Annotated in this window: 19 protein-coding genes; 13 read left to right on the forward strand and 6 right to left on the reverse strand. The window is 33.9% G+C overall.

The window, feature by feature from the left end; translation table 11 throughout:
* Positions 1-49 precede the first annotated feature (49 nt).
* Genes MG292_RS01890 through MG292_RS01900 form a run of 3 tightly spaced genes read right to left on the reverse strand, consistent with a single transcriptional unit; the run spans position 50 to position 2,520 of the window.
* A complete protein-coding gene (locus MG292_RS01890; protein ID WP_264534385.1) occupies positions 50-436 on the reverse strand; it encodes a DUF4296 domain-containing protein in 387 nt (128 codons plus the stop codon).
* Positions 437-442: 6 nt separating this feature from the next.
* Entirely contained in the window at positions 443-1,783 is a 1,341-nt protein-coding gene (locus MG292_RS01895) for a dihydroorotase (RefSeq protein WP_264534384.1), read from the reverse strand.
* Between the two features lie 11 nt (positions 1,784-1,794).
* The gene (locus MG292_RS01900) at positions 1,795-2,520 is read right to left on the reverse strand and encodes a polyprenol monophosphomannose synthase (protein ID WP_264534574.1); all 726 of its coding nucleotides are present in this window, start codon (positions 2,518-2,520) and stop codon (positions 1,795-1,797) included.
* A 96-nt stretch (positions 2,521-2,616) separates the two neighbouring features.
* Between MG292_RS01900 and MG292_RS01905 the strand changes: the two genes are divergently transcribed.
* The 3 genes from MG292_RS01905 (at position 2,617) to MG292_RS01915 (ending at position 4,668) form a co-directional block, all read left to right on the forward strand.
* Complete coding sequence (locus MG292_RS01905; RefSeq protein ID WP_264534383.1) at positions 2,617-3,288, forward strand: DUF4271 domain-containing protein; 672 nt, start codon at positions 2,617-2,619, stop codon at positions 3,286-3,288.
* Between the two features lie 12 nt (positions 3,289-3,300).
* Positions 3,301-4,050, forward strand: a complete 750-nt coding sequence (locus MG292_RS01910) for a uroporphyrinogen-III synthase (protein WP_264534382.1) — start codon at positions 3,301-3,303, stop codon at positions 4,048-4,050.
* Between the two features lie 147 nt (positions 4,051-4,197).
* A complete protein-coding gene (locus tag MG292_RS01915; protein ID WP_264534381.1) occupies positions 4,198-4,668 on the forward strand; it encodes an Lrp/AsnC family transcriptional regulator in 471 nt (156 codons plus the stop codon).
* A gap of 513 nt (positions 4,669-5,181) precedes the next feature.
* Here the strand turns inward: MG292_RS01915 and MG292_RS01920 are convergent.
* Positions 5,182-8,217 carry a leucine--tRNA ligase gene (locus MG292_RS01920; protein ID WP_264534380.1) on the reverse strand — a complete coding sequence of 1,012 codons (3,036 nt, stop codon included), beginning with the start codon at positions 8,215-8,217 and terminating at the stop codon, positions 5,182-5,184.
* A gap of 196 nt (positions 8,218-8,413) precedes the next feature.
* On the opposite strand from MG292_RS01920, the gene MG292_RS01925 reads away from it, so the two are divergent.
* The 6 genes from MG292_RS01925 to MG292_RS11345 are packed head-to-tail and all read left to right on the forward strand — an operon-like array spanning position 8,414 to position 11,594.
* Positions 8,414-9,289 (forward strand): cell division protein FtsX, encoded by an 876-nt coding sequence (locus MG292_RS01925; protein ID WP_264534379.1) that lies wholly within the window; start codon positions 8,414-8,416, stop codon positions 9,287-9,289.
* A gap of 41 nt (positions 9,290-9,330) precedes the next feature.
* A complete protein-coding gene (locus MG292_RS01930; RefSeq protein WP_264534378.1) occupies positions 9,331-9,576 on the forward strand; it encodes a DUF3098 domain-containing protein in 246 nt (81 codons plus the stop codon).
* Complete coding sequence (locus tag MG292_RS01935) at positions 9,577-10,362, forward strand: undecaprenyl-diphosphate phosphatase (RefSeq protein ID WP_264534377.1); 786 nt, start codon at positions 9,577-9,579, stop codon at positions 10,360-10,362.
* The gene (truB, locus tag MG292_RS01940; protein WP_264534376.1) at positions 10,362-11,066 is read left to right on the forward strand and encodes a tRNA pseudouridine(55) synthase TruB; all 705 of its coding nucleotides are present in this window, start codon (positions 10,362-10,364) and stop codon (positions 11,064-11,066) included. The genes MG292_RS01935 and truB overlap by 1 nt, the downstream gene beginning before the upstream one ends.
* A 55-nt stretch (positions 11,067-11,121) precedes the next feature.
* On the forward strand, positions 11,122-11,286 hold the full coding sequence (locus MG292_RS01945) for a hypothetical protein (RefSeq protein WP_264534375.1): 165 nt from the start codon (positions 11,122-11,124) through the stop codon (positions 11,284-11,286).
* Positions 11,262-11,594 (forward strand): type II toxin-antitoxin system RelE/ParE family toxin, encoded by a 333-nt coding sequence (locus MG292_RS11345; RefSeq protein WP_413614228.1) that lies wholly within the window; start codon positions 11,262-11,264, stop codon positions 11,592-11,594. The genes MG292_RS01945 and MG292_RS11345 overlap by 25 nt, the downstream gene beginning before the upstream one ends.
* Here MG292_RS11345 and MG292_RS01950 read toward each other — a convergent pair.
* Positions 11,584-12,195, reverse strand: a complete 612-nt coding sequence (locus MG292_RS01950; RefSeq protein WP_264534374.1) for a thioredoxin family protein — start codon at positions 12,193-12,195, stop codon at positions 11,584-11,586. The genes MG292_RS11345 and MG292_RS01950 overlap by 11 nt on opposite strands.
* 156 nt (positions 12,196-12,351) lie before the next feature.
* Between MG292_RS01950 and pyrH the strand changes: the two genes are divergently transcribed.
* From pyrH to MG292_RS01965, 3 genes are all read left to right on the forward strand, one after another.
* Entirely contained in the window at positions 12,352-13,059 is a 708-nt protein-coding gene (gene pyrH / locus MG292_RS01955) for a UMP kinase (RefSeq protein WP_264534373.1), read from the forward strand.
* 83 nt (positions 13,060-13,142) lie between these two features.
* The gene (gene frr, locus MG292_RS01960; protein ID WP_264534372.1) at positions 13,143-13,706 is read left to right on the forward strand and encodes a ribosome recycling factor; all 564 of its coding nucleotides are present in this window, start codon (positions 13,143-13,145) and stop codon (positions 13,704-13,706) included.
* 94 nt (positions 13,707-13,800) lie between these two features.
* A complete protein-coding gene (locus MG292_RS01965; RefSeq protein WP_264534371.1) occupies positions 13,801-16,281 on the forward strand; it encodes a DUF5686 and carboxypeptidase regulatory-like domain-containing protein in 2,481 nt (826 codons plus the stop codon).
* On the opposite strand, the gene MG292_RS01970 is transcribed toward MG292_RS01965, so the two are convergent.
* On the reverse strand, positions 16,270-18,540 hold the full coding sequence (locus MG292_RS01970) for a cation:proton antiporter domain-containing protein (RefSeq protein ID WP_264534370.1): 2,271 nt from the start codon (positions 18,538-18,540) through the stop codon (positions 16,270-16,272). The two genes, MG292_RS01965 and MG292_RS01970, sit on opposite strands and share 12 nt — an antisense overlap.
* A gap of 191 nt (positions 18,541-18,731) precedes the next feature.
* On the opposite strand from MG292_RS01970, the gene MG292_RS01975 reads away from it, so the two are divergent.
* Complete coding sequence (locus MG292_RS01975; protein ID WP_264534369.1) at positions 18,732-21,152, forward strand: efflux RND transporter permease subunit; 2,421 nt, start codon at positions 18,732-18,734, stop codon at positions 21,150-21,152.
* Positions 21,153-21,228 lie beyond the last annotated feature (76 nt).

Raw genomic sequence — 21,228 nt, forward strand, 5'->3', positions numbered from 1 at the left:
TGCTTTTTTATTGGATTCGTTAGAATAAGCTTCTTTACTGTTTTTGTAACTAACTTTTCATTTTTTTCTCGTTGAACTTTTTCTTTTTTGCTTCTATTTTGATTAAAGCCTTTGCTCTATTTTTATCTTTCTCAATTCTTTTTACCACTTCTTCGTACATAATTTTATAATTCTTATAATCGGAAGCGTAGTACACATTATTCTGTGCTAATTGCAAACTATCTACCCCATATTTCTTATAAATAAACTGTTTGGGATGGATTTGATTAGAATCCAGCACTGCAGGATTTTGATACTTGATTGCTTCTAGTAAAGCTAAATCATACATAATGTTCACCATCTTTGATTTCTCAATAAGATGCTTTGGTTGTTTGACAACATCCTCTTTACACCCTAAAAAGGTCAAAATCGCTAAAAATGGCACTACCTTTTTCATCCTAAATTATCTATTAAATAACAATCGTTTTCCTGCACGAATGTCTTTTACTTTAAAAGCATTATATACTAACTGTCCATTTACAAAAGTATGCGTAATTCTTGATTTAAAAGTATAGCCTTCAAATGGTGACCAACCGCATTTAGACAAAATATTTTCTTTTTTTACACCCCAAGGTAATCCCGCATTGACAATAACCAAATCCGCATAATAGCCTTCTTTGATGAATCCGCGTTTTTCAATTTTGAAAATTTTTGCTGGATTATGACACATTTTCTCTACTATCTTCTCAATGCTTATTTTACCTTGATGATATGCCTCAAACAAAGCGACCACAGCGTGTTGTACTAAGGGGCCTCCAGAAGGCGCATTCAAATACAATTGTTGTTTTTCTTCCAAAGTATGAGGCGCATGATCAGTAGCAATTACATCGATTCTATCATCTAATAGTGCCTTCCATAATGCGTCTCTATCTTCTGCCGTTTTCACGGCTGGATTCCATTTGATAAAATTCCCTTTAGTTGCATAATCTTCATTAGTAAACCATAGATGATGTACGCAAACTTCGGCTGTGATTTTTTTGTCTTCCAATGGAATTTTATTGGTAAACAAATCCATTTCTTTAGCCGTTGACAAATGAAATACATGCAAACGCGCTCCAGTCTTTTTTGCCAAAGCAATTGCTTTAGAAGACGAAAGGTAACATGCTTCTGTGCTTCGTATTAAATGATGGGCAGTAACCGGAATATCCTCACCATATTGCTCTTTGTATTGAACTAAATTATTCTTAATCGTTGTTTCATCTTCACAATGCACCGCAATCAACATAGGAGTACTTGAAAAAATACGTTCTAATGTAGCTTCGTTATCCACTAACATATTCCCGGTAGAGGAGCCTAAAAATATCTTGATACCTGCTACATTTTTGGGATTAGTTTTTAGAACTTCTTCCAAATTATCATTCGTAGCTCCCATCATAAACGAATAATTCGCAAATGATTTTCGGGAAGCAATCTCGTATTTTTCTTCTAAAATTTCTTGAGTAACGGCATTCGGAACCGTATTGGGTTGTTCTATAAAAGAAGTAATTCCTCCTGCTACAGCAGCTCTTGATTCAGATTCGATATCACCTTTGTGCGTAAGTCCTGGCTCTCTAAAATGTACTTGATCATCAATAGCCCCCGGAATTAAATAATTTCCTTCGGCATCCACAATTTTACACTCTGCTGATTTAGGACTAATTGTTTCTGCGATCTCTACAATTAAGTCATCCTCAATTAAAACATCGCCCTCAAAAATTACCCCTTCATTTACTATTTTGGCATTCTTAATTAAAACCCTATTCATTCTACTTTCTCTTATAATGTATTGACTAATCTTTTTAATCGAAGTGCAATAACCCCAAAAACCGCTTCTACGATAATGGAATTACTCATTTTGGATTGCCCTTTGGTCCTATCAGTAAAAATGATAGGTACCTCGGTTATTTTAAAATTTTTACAAAAAGTACGGTATTTCATCTCTATTTGAAATGCATAACCCACAAATTTGATTTGATCTAAATTGATACTCTCTAAAACCTGTCTTTTGTAACAAACAAATCCTGCTGTTGCATCATGAATTTTCATTCCAGTGATTAAGCGTACATAAACCGAAGCAAAATACGACAACAACACCCTACTCAAAGGCCAGTTGACCACATTGACTCCTGTAACATATCGAGAACCTACTGCTAGATCCGCATCCCCAAAGTGACATGCTTGATACAATTTTTCTAAATCATGTGGATTGTGAGAAAAATCAGCATCCATCTCAAAAATAAAATCATAATGATGTTGCATTGCCCATTTGAATCCATGAACATAAGCCGTACCTAAACCTGATTTTTTATTTCGTTGTTCCAAGAATAATCGCCCAGGGAATTCTGCCTGAAGCGCCATTACTTTATCTGCAGTATGATCTGGCGAATTATCATCAATAATAAGAACATGAAATGGCTTGTGCTGCGAAAGCACTGCTCTAATAATGCTCTCCACATTCTCAATTTCGTTATAGGTAGGGATTATAACAATGCAATCATTCATATTTTCGAGTAATTTCAACGCAAAAGTAAACTTTTTATGCCATTTGAGTCCTAATAAAAAGAATGAAAATAAAAAATTAGTAATTTTGTCATCACTATGACTGAATACATACTTCATCCCCGCATTACTGAGAATACCGATTGGGCTACTCTTTTATTTTTATTCTGTTTTGCAACAATTGCAATCACAAAATCAGTGTTCGAAAATCGATTTGCTGATTTTGCCAACCTACTCTTTTCAGACAAATACAATAAAGTGTATCGAGAAAGTAACAACCTTAAAAATGGTTTTACTATCGCCTTATTTTTTGTCCAAGTAGTTTCTTTAGCTTTTTTTATCCAACTTTCATTACACATTTATGGACATGGAGAAAAAACAGATTGGATGCAGTATGTTCAAATTACTAACTTCTTATTATTCTTTATCTTAACAAAAGTTTTAATAGAAAAAATAATTGCTACTTCGTTTCATATTGAAGAATTTGTTGAGCAATTTAACCACCAAAAAGTAACGTACCGAACCTATATTGCCCTTATTTTACTCCCAATTAATATGTTATTTTTCTATTTTGACCCTATATCAAAAGTAGTTCCAACTTTAATTATCGCAATCGTAATAGTAGCTAACCTTGTTACCTATTTTATTTCGGTAAAAAATTATCAAAATTTAATATTGAGCAAGTTGTTTTATTTTATTTTGTATCTTTGCACTCTTGAAATAGCGCCCTACTATTTCCTGTATTATTGGTTTACAAAAGGAATTGCTTAGAAACAGTTAGATATGAAAGTGAAAACAATTTTGGTGTCGCAACCAGAGCCTAAAGTAGAGAATTCTCCTTACTTTGAGCTGCAACAAAAACATAAAGTAAAAATTGATTTCAGACCTTTTATTCATGTAGAAGGGGTTAGTGCCAAAGAAATTAGACTTCAAAAAATAGATTTAAATAATTACAGCGCAATTATTTTAACCAGTAAAAATGCGGTGGATCACTTTTTTAGAGTAGCCGAAGAAATGCGATATAAAGTTCCTGAAGGCTTAAAATATTTTTGCCAGTCAGAAGCTATAGCTTTCTATCTTCAAAAATACGTAGTGTATAGAAAACGTAAAATTTATGTAGGCCCAAAAGATTTTGCTGATTTATCACCACTAATCAAAAAATACAAAGACGAGAAATTTTTATTGCCTGCTTCAGATCAATTAAATGCAGACATTCCTGTCACCTTAAACAACTTGAAAGTAGACTGGACTCCAGCTGTGTTTTATAAAACCGTAATGAGTGACCTTTCTGATTTAGCTGATGTTTATTATGATGTGTTAGCGTTTTTTAGCCCAACAGGAATCAAATCATTATTCAAAAATTTTCCTGACTTTAAACAAAACAATACTCGTATAGCTGTTTTTGGGAGCACTACTCAAAAAGAAGCATTGGAGCATGGGCTACGAATCGATATTATGGCGCCAACTCCTGGAACACCTTCGATGACAATGGCATTAGAAAAATACGTAGCCGAAGCCAATAAAGGAAAATAAGATTTCTTACACAATACGCAAAACCATCCTTTCGGATGGTTTTTTTATAGGTTAAAATGAACAAAACAATCAAATTCATTTTATTTTTTTCTACTTTTGATTTCCAATTCAAACTAAAATCTGTTTTTTAGTTACAATTAACAATCTATGAAAATCAATTCACTTCAAGTAGAGATAGACGGTATTGACAAAGAAATTTTGCGCGATTTAATGGAAGATGCGCGAAAACCCATTCTTCAAATTGCCAATAAAATTGGGATCTCAGGGGCTGCCATTCACCAACGCTTACGAAAACTAGAACAATCTGGCGTAATCTCGGGTTCCAAGTTTACCGTAAATCACAAAGTATTAGGATACAATACGATGGCTTTTGTGGGAATCTATTTGGACAAAGCCGCTCGAAATTCAGAAGCCGTACGCGACTTAAAGAAAATTCCAGAAGTGCTGGAATGCCATTACACCACGGGAAACTGGTCTATTTTGATTAAAATCATCTGTTTGGATAACGAACACTTGATGCACTTATTAAATACCAAAATTCAAGCTATTGAAGGCGTTTCCAGAACAGAAACATTCATTTCATTAGACCAACAAATAGATAGGCAAATACAATTGTAGGCTATGCGTTTATGAGTTGATTTGGTTATTTGAAAATAAAAAATCTGCGAATCTGAGGTTATTTTCGAACCACAGATTCGCAGATTAATTTATATCCTATAATTCTCTACCCCCGCTACGCAAAGTCTCCTGACTTTGCGCTTAACCAAATATAATAAAAAAACTTTCAAAAAAACAGAAACAAAAAAACCCGCTGTTTCCAGTGGGTTTATGATGGGAGCGCTATAGATTAAAATCAAACCAACTGATTGATTTATTGAATATTATCGGTTTGATATAAAACAACAAATGACATTTAAAATGAATTTAAGGTCATTGGTTCAACTCGTGACCACGAAGTTACTGTTTTCTTAATTCTCAATAAATTATTTTTAGTAGGCACAGATTACTTCGTCAGTTCACTTCGTTCGTGTGCAAATCCGCGCTATCGGGGTTATTTGAAATTAAAAATCTGCGAATCTGCGGTTATTTTCGAACCACAGATTCGCAGATTAATTTATATCCTATAATTTTCTACCCTACTAAATTGATAATTTTTCCAGGTACAATAATTACTTTGTTTGGCGTTCTTCCATCCAACTGACGCAAGGTACGCTCATCTTTCATTACAATTGCTTCGATTTGTTCCTTGGTTAAATCCAAAGGCAATTCAATCGTAAAACGCATTTTTCCGTTGAACGAAACTGGATATTCTTTACTACTCTCAACCAAATGTGCCGGTTCAAATTCAGGGAAAGCTACTGTTGCAATTGAATCCGAATGTCCTAATAAAGACCACAATTCTTCAGCAATGTGCGGTGCATAAGGTGATATTAAAATCGCCAACGGCTCCAAAATCGCTCTTTCATGACAATTTTGAGTCGACAATTCGTTTACACAAATCATAAATTGAGAAACCGAAGTGTTGAATGAAAAACTCTCAATATCCTCGGCCACTTTTTTAATCGTCTTGTGTAACGATTTCAAATTATCTTTTGTAGGCTCGTTGTCTGTAACAATCAATCCGTTATCGTCAAAATACAAGCGACATAGTTTTTTCAAGAAACCAAAAACTCCCGAAATTCCAGCGGTATTCCAAGGCTTGGCTTGTTCCAATGGTCCTAAAAACATCTCGTACAAACGCAAGGTATCGGCACCATATTCCGCACAAATTAAATCCGGTGTAACGACATTATATTTGGATTTTGACATTTTTTCAATCTCGCGACCTACAATGTAAGCCCCACCCGACCTCCCCGAAGGGGAGGAGTTAGCATCGTATAATTCTCCATTTTCTAAAATAAATTCTGCATTAGCATAATCTGAATATAATGGGTATGATTTGAATTTTTCAATGTCTAATTCATTGGTAACATCGTTTATACAAGATAAATCAACATGGATTGGAGTAAAATGAGACCATGATGTCCTATCTGAAATAATGAATTGATTCGCAATTATCTTTTTCAAACTTTCGACATCATTAATTAACATGGACTCCGCCTTAATTGACATATCTATTATATTTTTAGAAATAAAAATCGTTTTTCTATTTTCTCCTTCATTAACTCCATATTCCCATCTATACACAAACGCACTCATCCCCAAAATCATTCCCTGATTAATCAGTTTTTTGAACGGTTCTTCGGTTGGAGCATAGCCTCTGTCTTTTAAAAATTTGTTCCAAAAACGTGAGTATAATAAATGCCCTGTGGCATGTTCGCTTCCGCCAATGTACAAATCTACACTTTCCCAATACTTCAAGGCATCTTGACTGGCAAATTCGTTTTCGTTGTGTGCATCCATATAACGCATCCAGTACCACGAACTTCCTGCCCAACCTGGCATCGTGTTTAATTCTAATGGAAATATGTTTACATTGTCTATCAACTCACAACTCACCACTTCCGACTTTTCAACGTCCCATGCCCAAGTAGTTGCGTTTCCTAATGGCGGTTGTCCGTCTTCGGTTGGCAAATACTTTTCAACTTCTGGTAAAACGATTGGCAAATGTTTTTTATCAATCATCTGAGGCAATCCATTTACATAATATACTGGAAATGGCTCTCCCCAATACCGTTGACGAGAAAAAACTGCATCACGCAAACGGTAATTAACTTTTGCTTTTCCTGCACCAATTTTTTCTAAGGCTTCAATTACTTTTTTCGTACCTTCTTTGTATCCTAAGCCATTCAAAAAGTCAGAATCTACTAATTCAAAGCCTCCTTTTTCTCCATAAGCCGCTTCTGAAATGTCTTTGTTAAAAATATTTTTAATGGCTGGCATTCCGTTTTGACCTTTGAAGAAATTAGCAAACGCATAATCTCTTTCGTCTCCACAAGGCACCGCCATTACTGCTCCAGTTCCATATCCTGCCAACACATAATCGCCAATCCAAACTGGAATCGGTTCTTTTGTAAACGGATGTTCGGCAAACGCACCTGTAAAAACACCTGAAATGGTTTTGACATCGGCCATTCGCTCACGCTCGGAACGTTTTGCTGTTTTTTCAATATATTCCTCCACTGCTTGTTTTTGTTCTGGAGTCGTAATTTGTGCCACCAACTCATGCTCTGGGGCCAAAGTCATGAACGTTACTCCAAAAATAGTATCAGGACGGGTGGTGAATACTTCAATAGATTGCTTCGTTTCGCTCGCAATGACGTTGAATGAAACCATGGCTCCAACCGATTTTCCAATCCAGTTGCGTTGACTTTCTTTAATACTTTCGGTCCAATCAATAGTGTCTAATCCTTGTAATAAACGCTCGGCATAAGCTGAAATTCGCATACTCCATTGCGTCATTTTTTTTCGAATCACTGGAAAACCACCGCGCTCTGAAACACCATTTACAATTTCGTCATTCGCCAAAACAGTTCCTAATCCCGGACACCAATTCACTTCGGTTTCTGCCAAATACGTTAAACGGTATTGCAATAGTATTTTTTGTTGTTCCTCTGATGAAAAGGCGTTCCATTCTGCAGCTGAAAAAGGAGCAATGTTATCATCACAAACTGCATTGACATTTGCATTCCCCTCTTTTTCGAATACAGTTATTAAAGTCGAAATATCTTCCGCTTTATCTGCTTTTTTATTGTACCAAGAATTAAATAATTGAATAAAAATCCATTGAGTATGCTTGTAATAATCAGGATTAGAAGTTCGCACTTCGCGACTCCAATCAAATGAAAACCCGATTTTATCTAGCTGTTTTCTGTATCCCGCAATTTGATTTCCTTCTTTGTCAACCCCACCATCAATATTGACCGAAGTCGTATCTTCTGGACGTTGTCCTGTTTGAATAGCATATTGTTCTGCTGGCAAGCCAAAACTGTCATACCCCATTGGGTGCAACACATTAAATCCTTGGTGTCTTTTGTATCTTGAATACACATCCGAAGCGATATACCCTAACGGATGCCCTACATGTAAGCCCGCTCCGGATGGATACGGAAACATATCTAACACATAATGTTTGGGTTTATCAGAATTATTTTGCGCTGCAAAAGTTTGATTCTCTGCCCAATACTTTTGCCATTTCGCTTCAATTTCGTTCGGATTGTATTTCATGGTAAACTAAATTTATCTCAGTCCTTACTTCGACTGAAAATGGGTTGATTTTTAAATAAAAAAGGAAAAGTCGGTACAACTTTTACAATTTCAGCTGCCAAATTTACGTTTATTGTACGAAAGTTAAAACTTTGAACGATATTAACTTTAAATAAAGAAATTCTTTATTATTTTTACCCCATAATTTTGATAAACTATGAGTTCTTCTTACGATAAATTTCAAAAACGCCGTTTAATCTCTTCTTATTTTTCAGTGGTTTTAAGTGTATTTTTAGTATTATTTTTACTAGGTATACTGGGACTTTTCATCATTAACTCTAAAAAATTAGCAGATGATTTTAGAGAAAACATTGCTATGACAGTGTTTTTCAAAAACGAAGCAAATGATACTATTATAAAATCCTTTAATGCCGAATTAAAAAAAGCGTCGTTTGCAAAAACATTTGAATACGTTTCAAAAGAAGCAGCTGCAAAACAACATACCGACATCATTGGGGAAGATTTTGTGACTTTCCTTGGCGAAAACCCATTGCAAAACTCATTTGACATTCATTTAAAAGCCGACTATGTTTACAAAGACAGTATTGCTAAAGTAGAAAATCAATTGCGAAGAAACCCTATGATTTCTGATATTGTATATGATAAACAACTAGTTAATTTAGTCAATGACAACATCAAGAAAGTCAGTATGTGGATTCTAATCATCAGTGGATTTTTTACCGTTATAGCTGTTTTACTTATTAATAGTTCGCTACGTTTATCGATTCACTCCAATCGTTTTATCATCAAAACCATGCAAATGGTAGGAGCCACAAAGGCTTTTATCAGAAAACCTTTCTTAATGCGAAGCATAAAATTAGGAATGATTGGGGCGGGATTAGCTATTTTGGCTCTAATTGGTGTTTTGATTTATCTTGAAAACAATTTCCCTGACCTAGGACTTCTTGATGATCAATTATTGATTGTACTAGTATTACTCTCTGTATTTGGCTTGGGAATTTTGATCACTTGGTTGAGTACGTATTTTGCAACACAGCGTTTCTTGAATTTACGAACAGACGATTTGTATTAACTAAAACTTGAGGAGATTGCTTCGTTCCTCGCAATGACTTTATGAAAAACAATAGCGAACACAAACAAGAATTTCTTTTTGAAAAAGTAAATTATAAAATCTTACTGATTGGTATCGCAGTAATAGCACTAGGATTTATTCTAATGTCTGGCGGAGGAAGTGAGGATCCAAACGTTTTTAACGAAGATGTATTTAGTTTTAGACGCATCCGTTTAGCACCTACTACAGTTTTAATTGGTTTTGGAATTACCATTTATGCTATTTTAAAAAATCCGAAAAAAGCCTAAATGAATACATTACAAGCTATAATTCTAGCCATAATTGAAGGCATTACTGAGTTTTTACCTGTATCGTCTACTGGACACATGATTATCGCCTCATCTTTCTTCGGGATTGAACATGACGAATTCACTAAACTTTTCACTATTGTAATACAATTAGGTGCTATTCTTTCGGTAGTAGTGCTTTATTTCAAACGCTTTTTTCAGTCTTTTGATTTTTACTTCAAACTTTTTGTTGCCTTTATACCCGCGGTTGTTTTGGGCTTGCTTTTCAGCAAAAAAATAGACGCTTTGCTTGAAAATCCAGTTACTGTTGCTGTATCCCTCCTAATTGGAGGAATCCTGTTACTGAAAGTAGACGATTGGTTCAATAATTCACATGAAACAGAAATCACCTATTTAAAAGCCTTAAAAATTGGATTGTTCCAATGTATCGCGATGATTCCAGGTGTTTCTAGAAGTGGCGCTACAATTGTGGGAGGTATGTCTCAAAAATTAACTCGTACTTCGGCAGCTGAATTTTCATTTTTTTTAGCGGTTCCTACTATGTTAGGTGCTACTGTAAAAAAATGCTACGACTTTTATAAAGATGGATTGGTATTGACTCATGACCAAATTAATTATTTAATTATTGGAAATATCGTGGCCTTTATCGTGGCACTTTTAGCAATAAAAACATTTATCGGATTTTTAAGTAGACGAGGATTTAAGCTCTTTGGGTATTACCGAATCATCGCTGGAATTATCTTATTGGTTATCCACTTTTTTATTCATCCTTTGACAATTATTTAATGCAAGCCGAAGATTTTTTGAATGGTCAAATTCTTTTGATTGACAAACCGTTAACTTGGTCTTCTTTTCAAGCGGTGAACAAATTGAAATACATTTTAAAGCGCCAATTTGATTTACCAAAAAAATTCAAAATTGGTCACGCAGGAACCTTAGACCCTTTGGCCACTGGACTATTGATCATTTGTACAGGAAAATTTACAAAAAAAATCACTGAAATTCAGGCACAACCCAAAGAATACACCGGTACTTTCTTTATTGGAGCTACAACTCCTTCGTATGATTTAGAAACTGTAATCGATCAAACCTACCCTACCGCTCATATTGATGAAGCCTTGATTCATAAAACGGTGGAGCAATTTTTAGGCGAAATTGACCAAAAACCTCCTGTTTTTTCAGCTATAAAAAAGGAAGGAACACGCTTGTACGAACACGCAAGAGCAGGTGTTGAAGTTGAAATTGATTCAAGAAAAACGACTATTTACGAATTTGAAATCACCCGAATCGCTTTGCCAGAAATTGACTTTAGAGTCGTGTGTAGCAAAGGAACTTATATTCGCTCCTTAGCATTTGATTTTGGAAAAGCAATGCAATCTGGATCGCATTTAACCGCCTTGCGTCGGACTAAAATTGGCAACTACAATGTGCAAAATGCAATGAATCCAGAGGAGTTTGAGAAAAAATATGTATTAAATTCTTCTGAATAAGTCCTATATAAAACGATTTTCATTATTTTTACTACATCATTAAAGCTCCATTAAAATGAAAACCTCCATCAAAAAACCCAAAAATCTTGCTACTCCAGGCAAACCAATGTCTCAGGATGAATTTATTTCTTTAATTAAAGAAGCCGAAGAAGGAGAATTTATGTCTGAAAAAGAGTTTGACGAAAGATTTAAAGAATGGAGATTGAAAAAAAAGAAGTAATACGTTCTTCTTATTACTTATCAGATATTCAAGCTATTTTTGAATACGGGGAGATTACTTTTGGGGAGAATGCAGCTCTTTATTTTTATGAAGATATAAAGTCAATTGTTCGAAATCTCGAGAACTACTATCTACTCCACCCCGAATGTCGGCACTTGGAAACTAAGACTAAAATATATCGAAATATAATTTTAGGTGCCTATTTAATCATTTACAGAATTCGTCCCAACACAATTGAAGTATTAAGAGCTTTTCATGGAAGCCGTTCCCCTAAAAACATTAAAAATGTTAGAAAAATTAAGATTTAAAATTCTCTTGCATTAATTCCATAATCTCATCTTGAGTACTCGCGCCTTTGTCGTGCAAATACCATAACTGTAATTCGGTTTTAGCAGTTTCATCAATGACTCCAAATTTTTCTTTATAACTTTCAATCAAATCAATGGCTCCTTGAGGTCTTGGTCCCCAATCACCTACTACCGATCCTGTAGCTTTGTCAATAATAATAAGTTTTGGAATTGCTTTACTTTTATTAGTCAAAAAATAATTCATCAAATCTTCATTTTCATCACGTAAAACTAATTTCAACTCAATTTTTTGATTGGCTTCCAATACCATTTTGTTGAGAATTGGTACTATTTGTGCTGCATCACCACACCAACTTTCCGTCAGTACTACCCAAAGATAACTTTTATTTAAAGTCTTTAACTTCGCACTATTTGCTTCTGTTATTTTCATTGTTTTATCCAAACGATGCATCCGAGTCTCGTTCAATTCACTATAATGGGTACGTTCTTCTGTTTGTTCTACAGCGGTGGATTTTCCTTCTTTTAACAAATCAGCCATTAATTTTCTATATTCTAAGTACGAATGACTTTTGAACAATGCCTGAGCAATAACAGTTTTCATAGACTCTATTTTATTTAAGCAAAGGTATCCTTTAAATGAAAAATAAAACGTGACTTTTATTACTTAAGTCCAAAAAATCCTTTCAAATTATTTTTTAAAACACTATTTTAAAAAATCAGAATATAACTATATTTGCATCAAATAACTCAACTACTCATGAAATACAATAGAATTCTTCTAAAATTAAGTGGCGAAGCTTTAATGGGCGATTTAAACTACGGAATTGACCCAAAAAGATTAGCAGAATATGCTGACGAAATCAAACAAATTCATGACAAAGGAGTTGAAATTGCCATTGTAATTGGAGGTGGTAATATCTTTAGAGGTGTTGCTGGAGTGAGTTCAGGCATGGACCGTGTTCAAGGCGATTATATGGGAATGTTAGCTACCGTTATTAATGGTATGGCATTGCAAGGCGCTTTGGAAGACAAAGGAATGAAAACTCGTTTGCAAACTGCCTTGAAAATGGAATCTATTGCAGAGCCTTATATCAAAAGAAGGGCCGTTCGTCACCTTGAAAAAGGAAGAATTGTAATCTTTGGAGCAGGAACAGGAAATCCTTACTTTACTACAGACACTGCAGCTGTTTTACGCGGAATTGAGGTAAACGCTGATGTGATTTTAAAAGGAACTCGTGTTGATGGTGTTTACGACTCTGATCCAGAGAAAAATGCTGGTGCTGTAAAATTCGACTACATTTCTTTTGAAGATGTATTAAGCAAAGGATTGAATGTAATGGACACTACAGCCTTTACTTTAAGCCAAGAAAATAAATTACCAATTGTAGTTTTTGACATGAACAAAGAGGGCAACCTAATTAAAATTTGCGAAGGCAAAAACATAGGAACAGTAGTAAATATTTAATAAAAAGACAGATTAGAATTCTTAGATTGTTGAACATAAGTCTCCAACGATCTAAATAATCTAAAAATCTAAATAATCTAAAAATGACTGAAGAAATTGAATTTATATTAGATAGTACCAAAGAATCTATGGAAGGTTCTATTGCGCATTTAGGGAAATCATTTTTAAATATCCGTGCTGGAAAAGCATCTCCTGCAATGTTGGGCAGTGTTTTTGTTGACTATTACGGTTCGGCGACACCACTTTCTCAGGTATCAAAAATCAGTGTTCCTGATGCCAGAACGATTACATTACAACCTTTCGAAAAAAACATGTTGCAAGCCATTGAAAAAGCAATCATGATGGCTAATCTAGGTTTCAACCCAATGAATAACGGAGATGTAGTAATTATTAGTGTTCCGCCATTGACTGAAGAAAGAAGACGCGAATTAGCGAAACAAGCAAAAGCTGAGGCAGAAGACGCTAAAATTGGTGTTAGAAATGCGCGTAAAGATGCTAATACCGAAATTAAAAAATTAGAGAAAGAGGGAACTTCAGAAGATATTTGTAAAAGTGCTGAAGATGATGTTCAAAATTTAACTAACGCATACATCAAAAAAATAGACGACCTTCTTGTAGAGAAAGAAGCAGAAATCATGAAAGTATAAATTGCTTTTTACTATAAAATTAAAATCCGCCTGATTGTTACGGCGGATTTTTTTTATGCTTACTTTTGTACTACTCAAAATTAAAACTGTCTTTATGAAATATTGGTATTGGTTTATTTTGGTCTGTTCGCTTACCGCAAACGCACAATTTCAATTGAATGGAATTGTGAAAGACGCAAGTAATAATAAACCTTTATCTTTTGCTTCTATTTATACCTCAACCGGAATAAATACAATTTCAGATGTAGATGGAAAATTTAATATTGTCTCTTTACATCCTTTTTACGAATTTACCGTTTCTTATATTGGCTATACTAAAACAACCATTACAACTCAAAAAGATAAATCATTTTATAGTATTGCATTAATCCAAAACACGCATACTTTAAACGAAGTTATCATTCCTAACGAAAATCCAGCGCTTGGAATTATCCGAAAAACAATCGCTCAAAAAGAGCAAAACAATCCACAAAAGCAGCTAAACACTTTCGAATTCAAATTGTACAATACATTAGTAATTACAGCTAACCCAGATTCCATCAATTCAAAAATTGATACTATTATTACTTCCAAAAACACTATCAAAACAGATTCTACAAATTATAAATTTAAAAAAACAATTCAAAAACAACATTTGTTCCAAACTGAAAAAGTGTCTTTATTCCAATACAAAGAAGGTGTTGTAAAGGAGACTATTTTAGGAACAAAAATGGCAGGATTAAAGCAGCCTATTTATGAAATTTTAGGCTTTAAACTCCAGTCTTTTTCCATATACGATTCTAATTATGAACTCTTTGAAACAAAATACAATAGCCCAATTGATAATAATGCATTAAAAGAATACAAATACCAACTACTTGATTCCACCAACATCCAAGGGCGTGAGCTATATATGATTCATTTCAAAAGAAAAAAAAAGATTGGAGGATTAGAAGGGGTGTTGTATGTTGACAAAAGTAATTATGGAATAGCCAAAGCAATTATGCGTGTAAGAGGCGTACTTGATATTACAGGAATTCATGAATTTAATTACCTTCCAAAGGAGAAAATTTGGTTCCCTTCCAATAAATCTTTTAAAATTGTCAAAGGTAATAATGATGACGATGTCAAGTTATTAGGAGGGAGTATTCAATTTGAAGGTAATACTGATAAAAATTTTAAATCTAGAAAAAAACAAGCTTCTGATTTTATTTATCTTCTATCAAAAAGTACCCATTTTGATCTTACTATAAACCAACCAATTCAAATCAAAAAAAGTGCTATTGCGCTTGATATAAAAAAAGAAGCTATAAACAGGCCGGATGATTTCTGGAATAGGTACCGAAAAGACAGTCTAGATAATAGAAGTCGCAAAACCTATTCTGTATTAGATAGCATTGCTAAAAAAAATCAAATTGAGTTAAAAATTACCGTTGGCCGAAGACTAATCAATGGTTTTATTCCCGCCGGTCCTATCGATATAGATTTGAGAAAATTTTTCAGTTTTAACAATTATGAAGGATTTAGAATAGGGCTGGGAGGAATAACAAATGATCATTTTTCGAAAACAATTAAACTTGAAGGCTATACTGCTTACGGCACAAAAGATGGAAATTTTAAATACAATTTAGGAATTGGAACTCTACTAGGGGAAACAACCAATTCTTGGTTAGGAATTGCCTACACTGACGATGTCCGAGAAATTGCAAGTACCATTTTTTCGATTGACAAGAGGGGGTTTAAGATTTATGACCCAAGACCCTTAAATATCAGCACTTTTTATAATTACAAAAATTGGAAGGCTTTTATTGAAACCAAATTGATTCCAAAAACAGAGAGTGTTTGGGAAATTGCCACAACTACTATAGCACCTAGGTTTGACTACGCTTTTTTAGTTAACGGAAAGTCATACTCTAATTATTCTATGACTACAGCTATGGTTTCATTGCGTTGGAATCCTTTCAGCGATTATATGCAAACTCCTTCGGGAAGAGTTGAAGTAGAGAAACGTTTTCCAAAATTTACATTTCAATTTACAAAATCAATTCCTCATTTCATTCAAAATGATTTCGATTTTGGAAAAATCGACTTCAAAACTGAATATGAAAAACAATATCTTAATGGAAATAGAACAACTATACTGTTTCAAACCGGTTACGCTTTTGGTCAAATCCCTTTAACCCATTTATATAGTATCTCTCCTAACAATATCACTAAAGAAACCATTTTACAACGAATTACTTTTGCGGGGAAAAATAGTTTTGAAACCATGTACTACAATGAATTTTTCTCAAGTGAATATGCCTACCTACAATTCAAACACGGCTTTCATCGCATCACACTTTTTAAAAAAATAAAACCTTCTTTTGTTTTTGTTTCAAGAATGGCATGGGGAAATCTAGAACATAATGAACGTCATTCAGGACTAGTATATAAAACACTTAACAAGGGATATTTTGAATCAGGCGTTGAGTTAAACCAAATTTATAAAGGACTGGGCTTAGTTGGTTTTTATCGTTACGGCCCTAATCAACTACTTAAATTTGAAGATAATATAGCTATCAAAATAAGTTATATTTTTGACTTAGGGTTTTAAAATTAATACCGATGGAACTCCACTTAACCAAATGCTTCTTGAATCAACCAAAGCTTTCCAGCTTTCTAAGCTAATAATCATCACGTCTTGATTGGCTAAAAATTCTTTCTTTACAATTCTATCTTCCATCAAAGCGATATTTTTAGGGTATTTTTGTTCCAACGATTCTAGCGCACTTTGCACTACAAAATTGTTATGAATATTCCCGTTTACATCGAGCACCTCAATCTTTGAATTATTATTGTAAATTAATTTTTGCGCATAATCCAATAGAAAAGAATCCTCTGAAGAAAATATAGGTAAAAACACGTTGTTTACCCTTTGTAAATCTTTATCAATCAAAATACCCAATGGCATTTTAGTTTTAGAAATTATTTGACGTGTTCTTTCATCAAAAGGAGAATTTTCAAAAAGCCCCTCCTTTCCTGTAAACTTATCAATCAAGCGATCCGGATTTATAATTCGTGTAGTAAATCCAATTACTTTACCTAAGATAGTCCCTTCAAAAATAGACTTTCCTAGACCAACCAATAACAAATCATAATCTCCTTGATTAGCCACATCTGCAATTTCAGTTTCAATATCCATTGTTGCTTTGAACAACGTGTCTATTTCTTGATTCAATACTTTAGACTCTTCTAGGATAGGAACAAAACTATCTTTCTCTATTTCTTCGGTATTGAATGTGTGCATTTCGTCACTTAAATACAAATGCATTGCAGTGATTGATGCTGATTTTTTTTGTTTTTTTGTTAAACTATTTGCCAAACGCAATAATGACTTGCCTTTTTCATTATTCCCAAAAGAAATTAAAACTTTATACTTGTTATTATTCACGACGATTTCGGGAACAAGGACTTCTTTATTTTTGAAAATGAAATTGATAAAATCCAAAGCAGGTCCTGTCATAAAAGTAGTTACCAAAGCCATAATTACCATCATAGTAAACACTTCTGGAGTTAATACTTTTAATTCCAAACCAATATTAAGAACAATCAATTCCATTAACCCTCTGGTATTCATCAAGGCTCCAATAGTTAAACTATCTGACCAAGACTGTCCCACAAATTTTGCCGCTAAAGCACTTCCAAAAAACTTCCCAACAACGGCTACCAGGATAATAAACCCTGTTATTTTCCATAAGTACGGATCGTTAATCAAGCCTATTTCGGTTTTTAATCCCGTAAAAACAAAAAACAATGGCAACAACAATATCAAGGAAACATCTTCTACTTTTTCTATAAAAATGGTTCTAAATTTAGGTACATCTGGCATAATTGCACCCGTCATAAATGCCCCAAATAAAGCATGAATCCCAATCACTTCAGTAGCATAAGAAGAAATTATCAATGTAAGAAAAAAGATAGCTACAACTGGTTTTACCAAGGTGTCTTTTGTTGCATATAAATCCCCTATTCGTTTTAAAAAAGGTTTCACTACTAACAACATTGCTAAAACGTATAAAGCTGCTAATCCAATAATATATAATGAACTTACAAAAGTACCCGCTTTTACGATAGCAATTACCACTGCTAATAAACACCAAGCAGTAATATCGTCAGCTGCAGCACATGTAATGGCTATAGCGCCTAATTTAGTTTTATGGAGTCCTCGCTCTTGAACAATACGAGCTAGTACAGGAAAAGCCGTAATACTCATTGCAATCCCCATAAATAGACTGAACGATAAAAATTTCACTCCTTCAGGGGCAAAACGATTATAAACAAAATAGGCTAATCCAATTCCTAGAGCAAAAGGAATAACGATACTAGCATGACTAATAACAACAGCCTCATTAGCTTTATTTTTCAACACTTTTAAGTCCAATTCCATCCCTATAACAAACATGAAAAGAATTAAACCAATCTGACTTAAAAATTTTAAATTACCTAAAGATTCTACTGGAAATAATGTAGCTGAAAATTCTGGAAAATACATTCCTAATAACGAAGGTCCTAATACAATTCCTGCTATGATTTCTCCAATCACCGTTGGCTGACCTATTTTTTTGAAAATCCATCCAAAAAAACGAGCAACAATAATAATGGTAACAATTTGCGCTAAAAGGATAGCCAAAGGATCTTGTAAGTTATGAAGCATTGAATCAACAAAATCATTCCAAAAACCATTCTCTATACCTGATTTTAAAATCGCTTTGTTGGCCTCAAGGTGTTTTCCCTCACTAATAATCCAATACATCAGCGCAGTAAAACCACCTGTTACGGCTATATAAAATGCACCATTTTTAAAATTCTTCATATCTTTTAGAATCGCTTTGTCTTTTACAAAGATGTAAAAACCAAATATAAAAATAATAATCCTATTTAAAATAGTAACTTAAATTTAATATTTCCTCCGTTTCCCTTTGGAAAAAGAACAAAATCAATTGTACCGATAGTTAAAAAAATCAACCCACTTTACCTACCTTTGCAACGAATAAAAAAGGAATAATGATTAAATGGTTTAGTTTAGGTTTTTGGGAGTTGTTTGCCCGAATTGTACTAAGAAATAGAATATTAATGCTATCCTTAGTGATAGTACTAACCGGATTATTGGCTACCCAATGGAAAAACATCCATTTTACACACAGTGAGGCTAATATGTTACCGGACAACAATGCAGTCAATATAGAGTACAATGCCTTTCTAAATAAATTTGGCGAAGAAGGAAACCTTATCATTATAGGGGTTAAAAACAACGCTATTTTTACCCCAAAAGCATTTGCCGCATGGACAAAATTGATGAACAAAATCAATAAAGAATCAGCAGTAGATCTAGTTATATCCATCAATAATTTGCAACGATTACAACGTAACGACTCACTACAAAAATTCGAATTAGTCCCTTTACTAAATCCTAAACAAGTACTCAACAAAACATACTTGAGTCAGGTCAAAAAAGAACTGTTCACTAATTTACCTTTTTACGAAGGACTCCTTTTTAATAAGAAATCAGGAAGCATACGATCTGCAATTTATCTAGACAAAAAAATTGTAAATACCCCAATTAGAAAAGATTTTGTTCTAAAACATTTAGTCCCTGCCATAGCATCTTTCGAAAAAGAAACTCAAATTGATTTACGCGTTTCTGGAATGCCTTATATTAGAACCTTAAACGCAGAAACAATTGTAAAAGAAATTGGGCTTTTTATTGGCGCTTCGTTATTAATCACCTCTTTACTTTTTTTCTTCTTTTTTAGAAGTTTTAGAGCTACACTTATCTCTATTATCATTGTAATTATAGGGGTTATGTGGTCTTTTGGATTCTTAGGGCTATTCAATTACGAAATTACGGTTTTAACTGCCTTAGTACCTTCGTTAATCATTGTTATTGGTATACCAAATTGTATTTTCTTGACCAATAAGTACCATCAAGAATATAAAGTACACGGCAATAAAGCAAAAGCTTTACAACGCGTTACTACAAAAATTGGAATGGCAACTTTAATGACAAACGTAACTACAGCTATTGGATTTGCCACTTTTGTAGCTTCTAACAACCAACTTTTATTGGAATTTGGCGTAGTCACTTCTATTAATATTATTGGACTCTTCTTTTTGTGTATCATTGTGATCCCTATTTTTCATAGTTATATTCCTGCACCAAAAGACCGCCATACAAAACATTTAGACCGTGGTTCTGTAAAACATTTTATGGATTGGATATTACGCAATGTAAAATACAATCGCTTTTCGATTTATATTGTCGCTATTTTGTTGCTTATTTTCGGAATCATTGGAGTATTTCAAATGAGGATTTCAGGAAGCTTAATTGAAGACATGCCTAAAAAAGAACCTTTCTTTGAAGATATTGTTTTCTTTGAAGAGGAGTTTGACGGAGTAATGCCTTTGGAAATTATGATTGATACCAAACGCAAAAAAGGGGTAATGAAATTATCTACCCTTAAGCGAATGGAAGAATTGGAACAAACTATCGAAGAAATTCCGGAATTATCCAAAACCATGTCGATTGTCAATTTAGTAAAATATTCAAAACAGGCGTATTATAACGGCAATCCTGAATACTATGAATTACCTACTTCACAAGAGCAGGCATTTATTTTATCCTATGCCAAAAATGCGACTAAAAATAACAAAGATAATTTGATGAAGAGTTATGTGGATTCCACGGGTCAATATGCCCGTATTACCACATTTATGCGCGATGAGAATGGCGGTAAAATACCTGAAATAGAAGCTGAGATTAGAAAAGAAGCGGATAAATTATTTCCACCTGATCGCTATCACGTAACCATAACCGGAAAAGCGTTGGTGTTCCAAAAAGGAACAGGCTATCTTTTAGATAACCTGCTTTCTTCTCTGGTTTTTGCATTTTTCTTAACGGCACTTTTAGTAGCGTTCATGTTTCGCTCCTTCAAAATGGTCCTGGTCTCTATTATTCCTAATTTATTGCCTTTGCTAATGACAGCAGGAATTATGGGGTTTTTAGACATTCCTTTAAAACCGTCAACAATTTTGGTTTTCGGAATTGCGTTTGGTTTATCGGTAGATGATACTCTGCGATTTTTGGCACAATACAGGGAAGAATTAAAGAAAAACAATTGGAAAATTCGTAAGTCAGTCTATGCTACATTTAACGAATCTGGTCTGAGTATGTTTTATACTTCGATCGTGTTGTTCTTTGGATTTTCAGTATTCATGTTGTCGAGTTTTGGTGGTACCATTGCGTTAGGCGGACTTATCTCTTTGACTTTACTATTCGGAATGTTGTCAAATTTAATGTTGTTGCCAGCATTGGTTTTGACTTTAAACAAAACCTTGGCCAACGAACAAGAGTTTATTGAACCCAAAATCGATATCATTGAACATTCTGACGAAGAAATAGACAATCTGGACAAGCAGAATCTATAGCCCCGATAGAAGCGGCATCCTTTTACTTTTTTCTTTAAAAAGTAAAAGATACAGCGGATAGCGGGAAATAGCTTCA

The sequence above is a fragment of the Flavobacterium keumense genome, assembly GCF_029866485.1.
GTDB lineage: Bacteria > Bacteroidota > Bacteroidia > Flavobacteriales > Flavobacteriaceae > Flavobacterium > Flavobacterium keumense.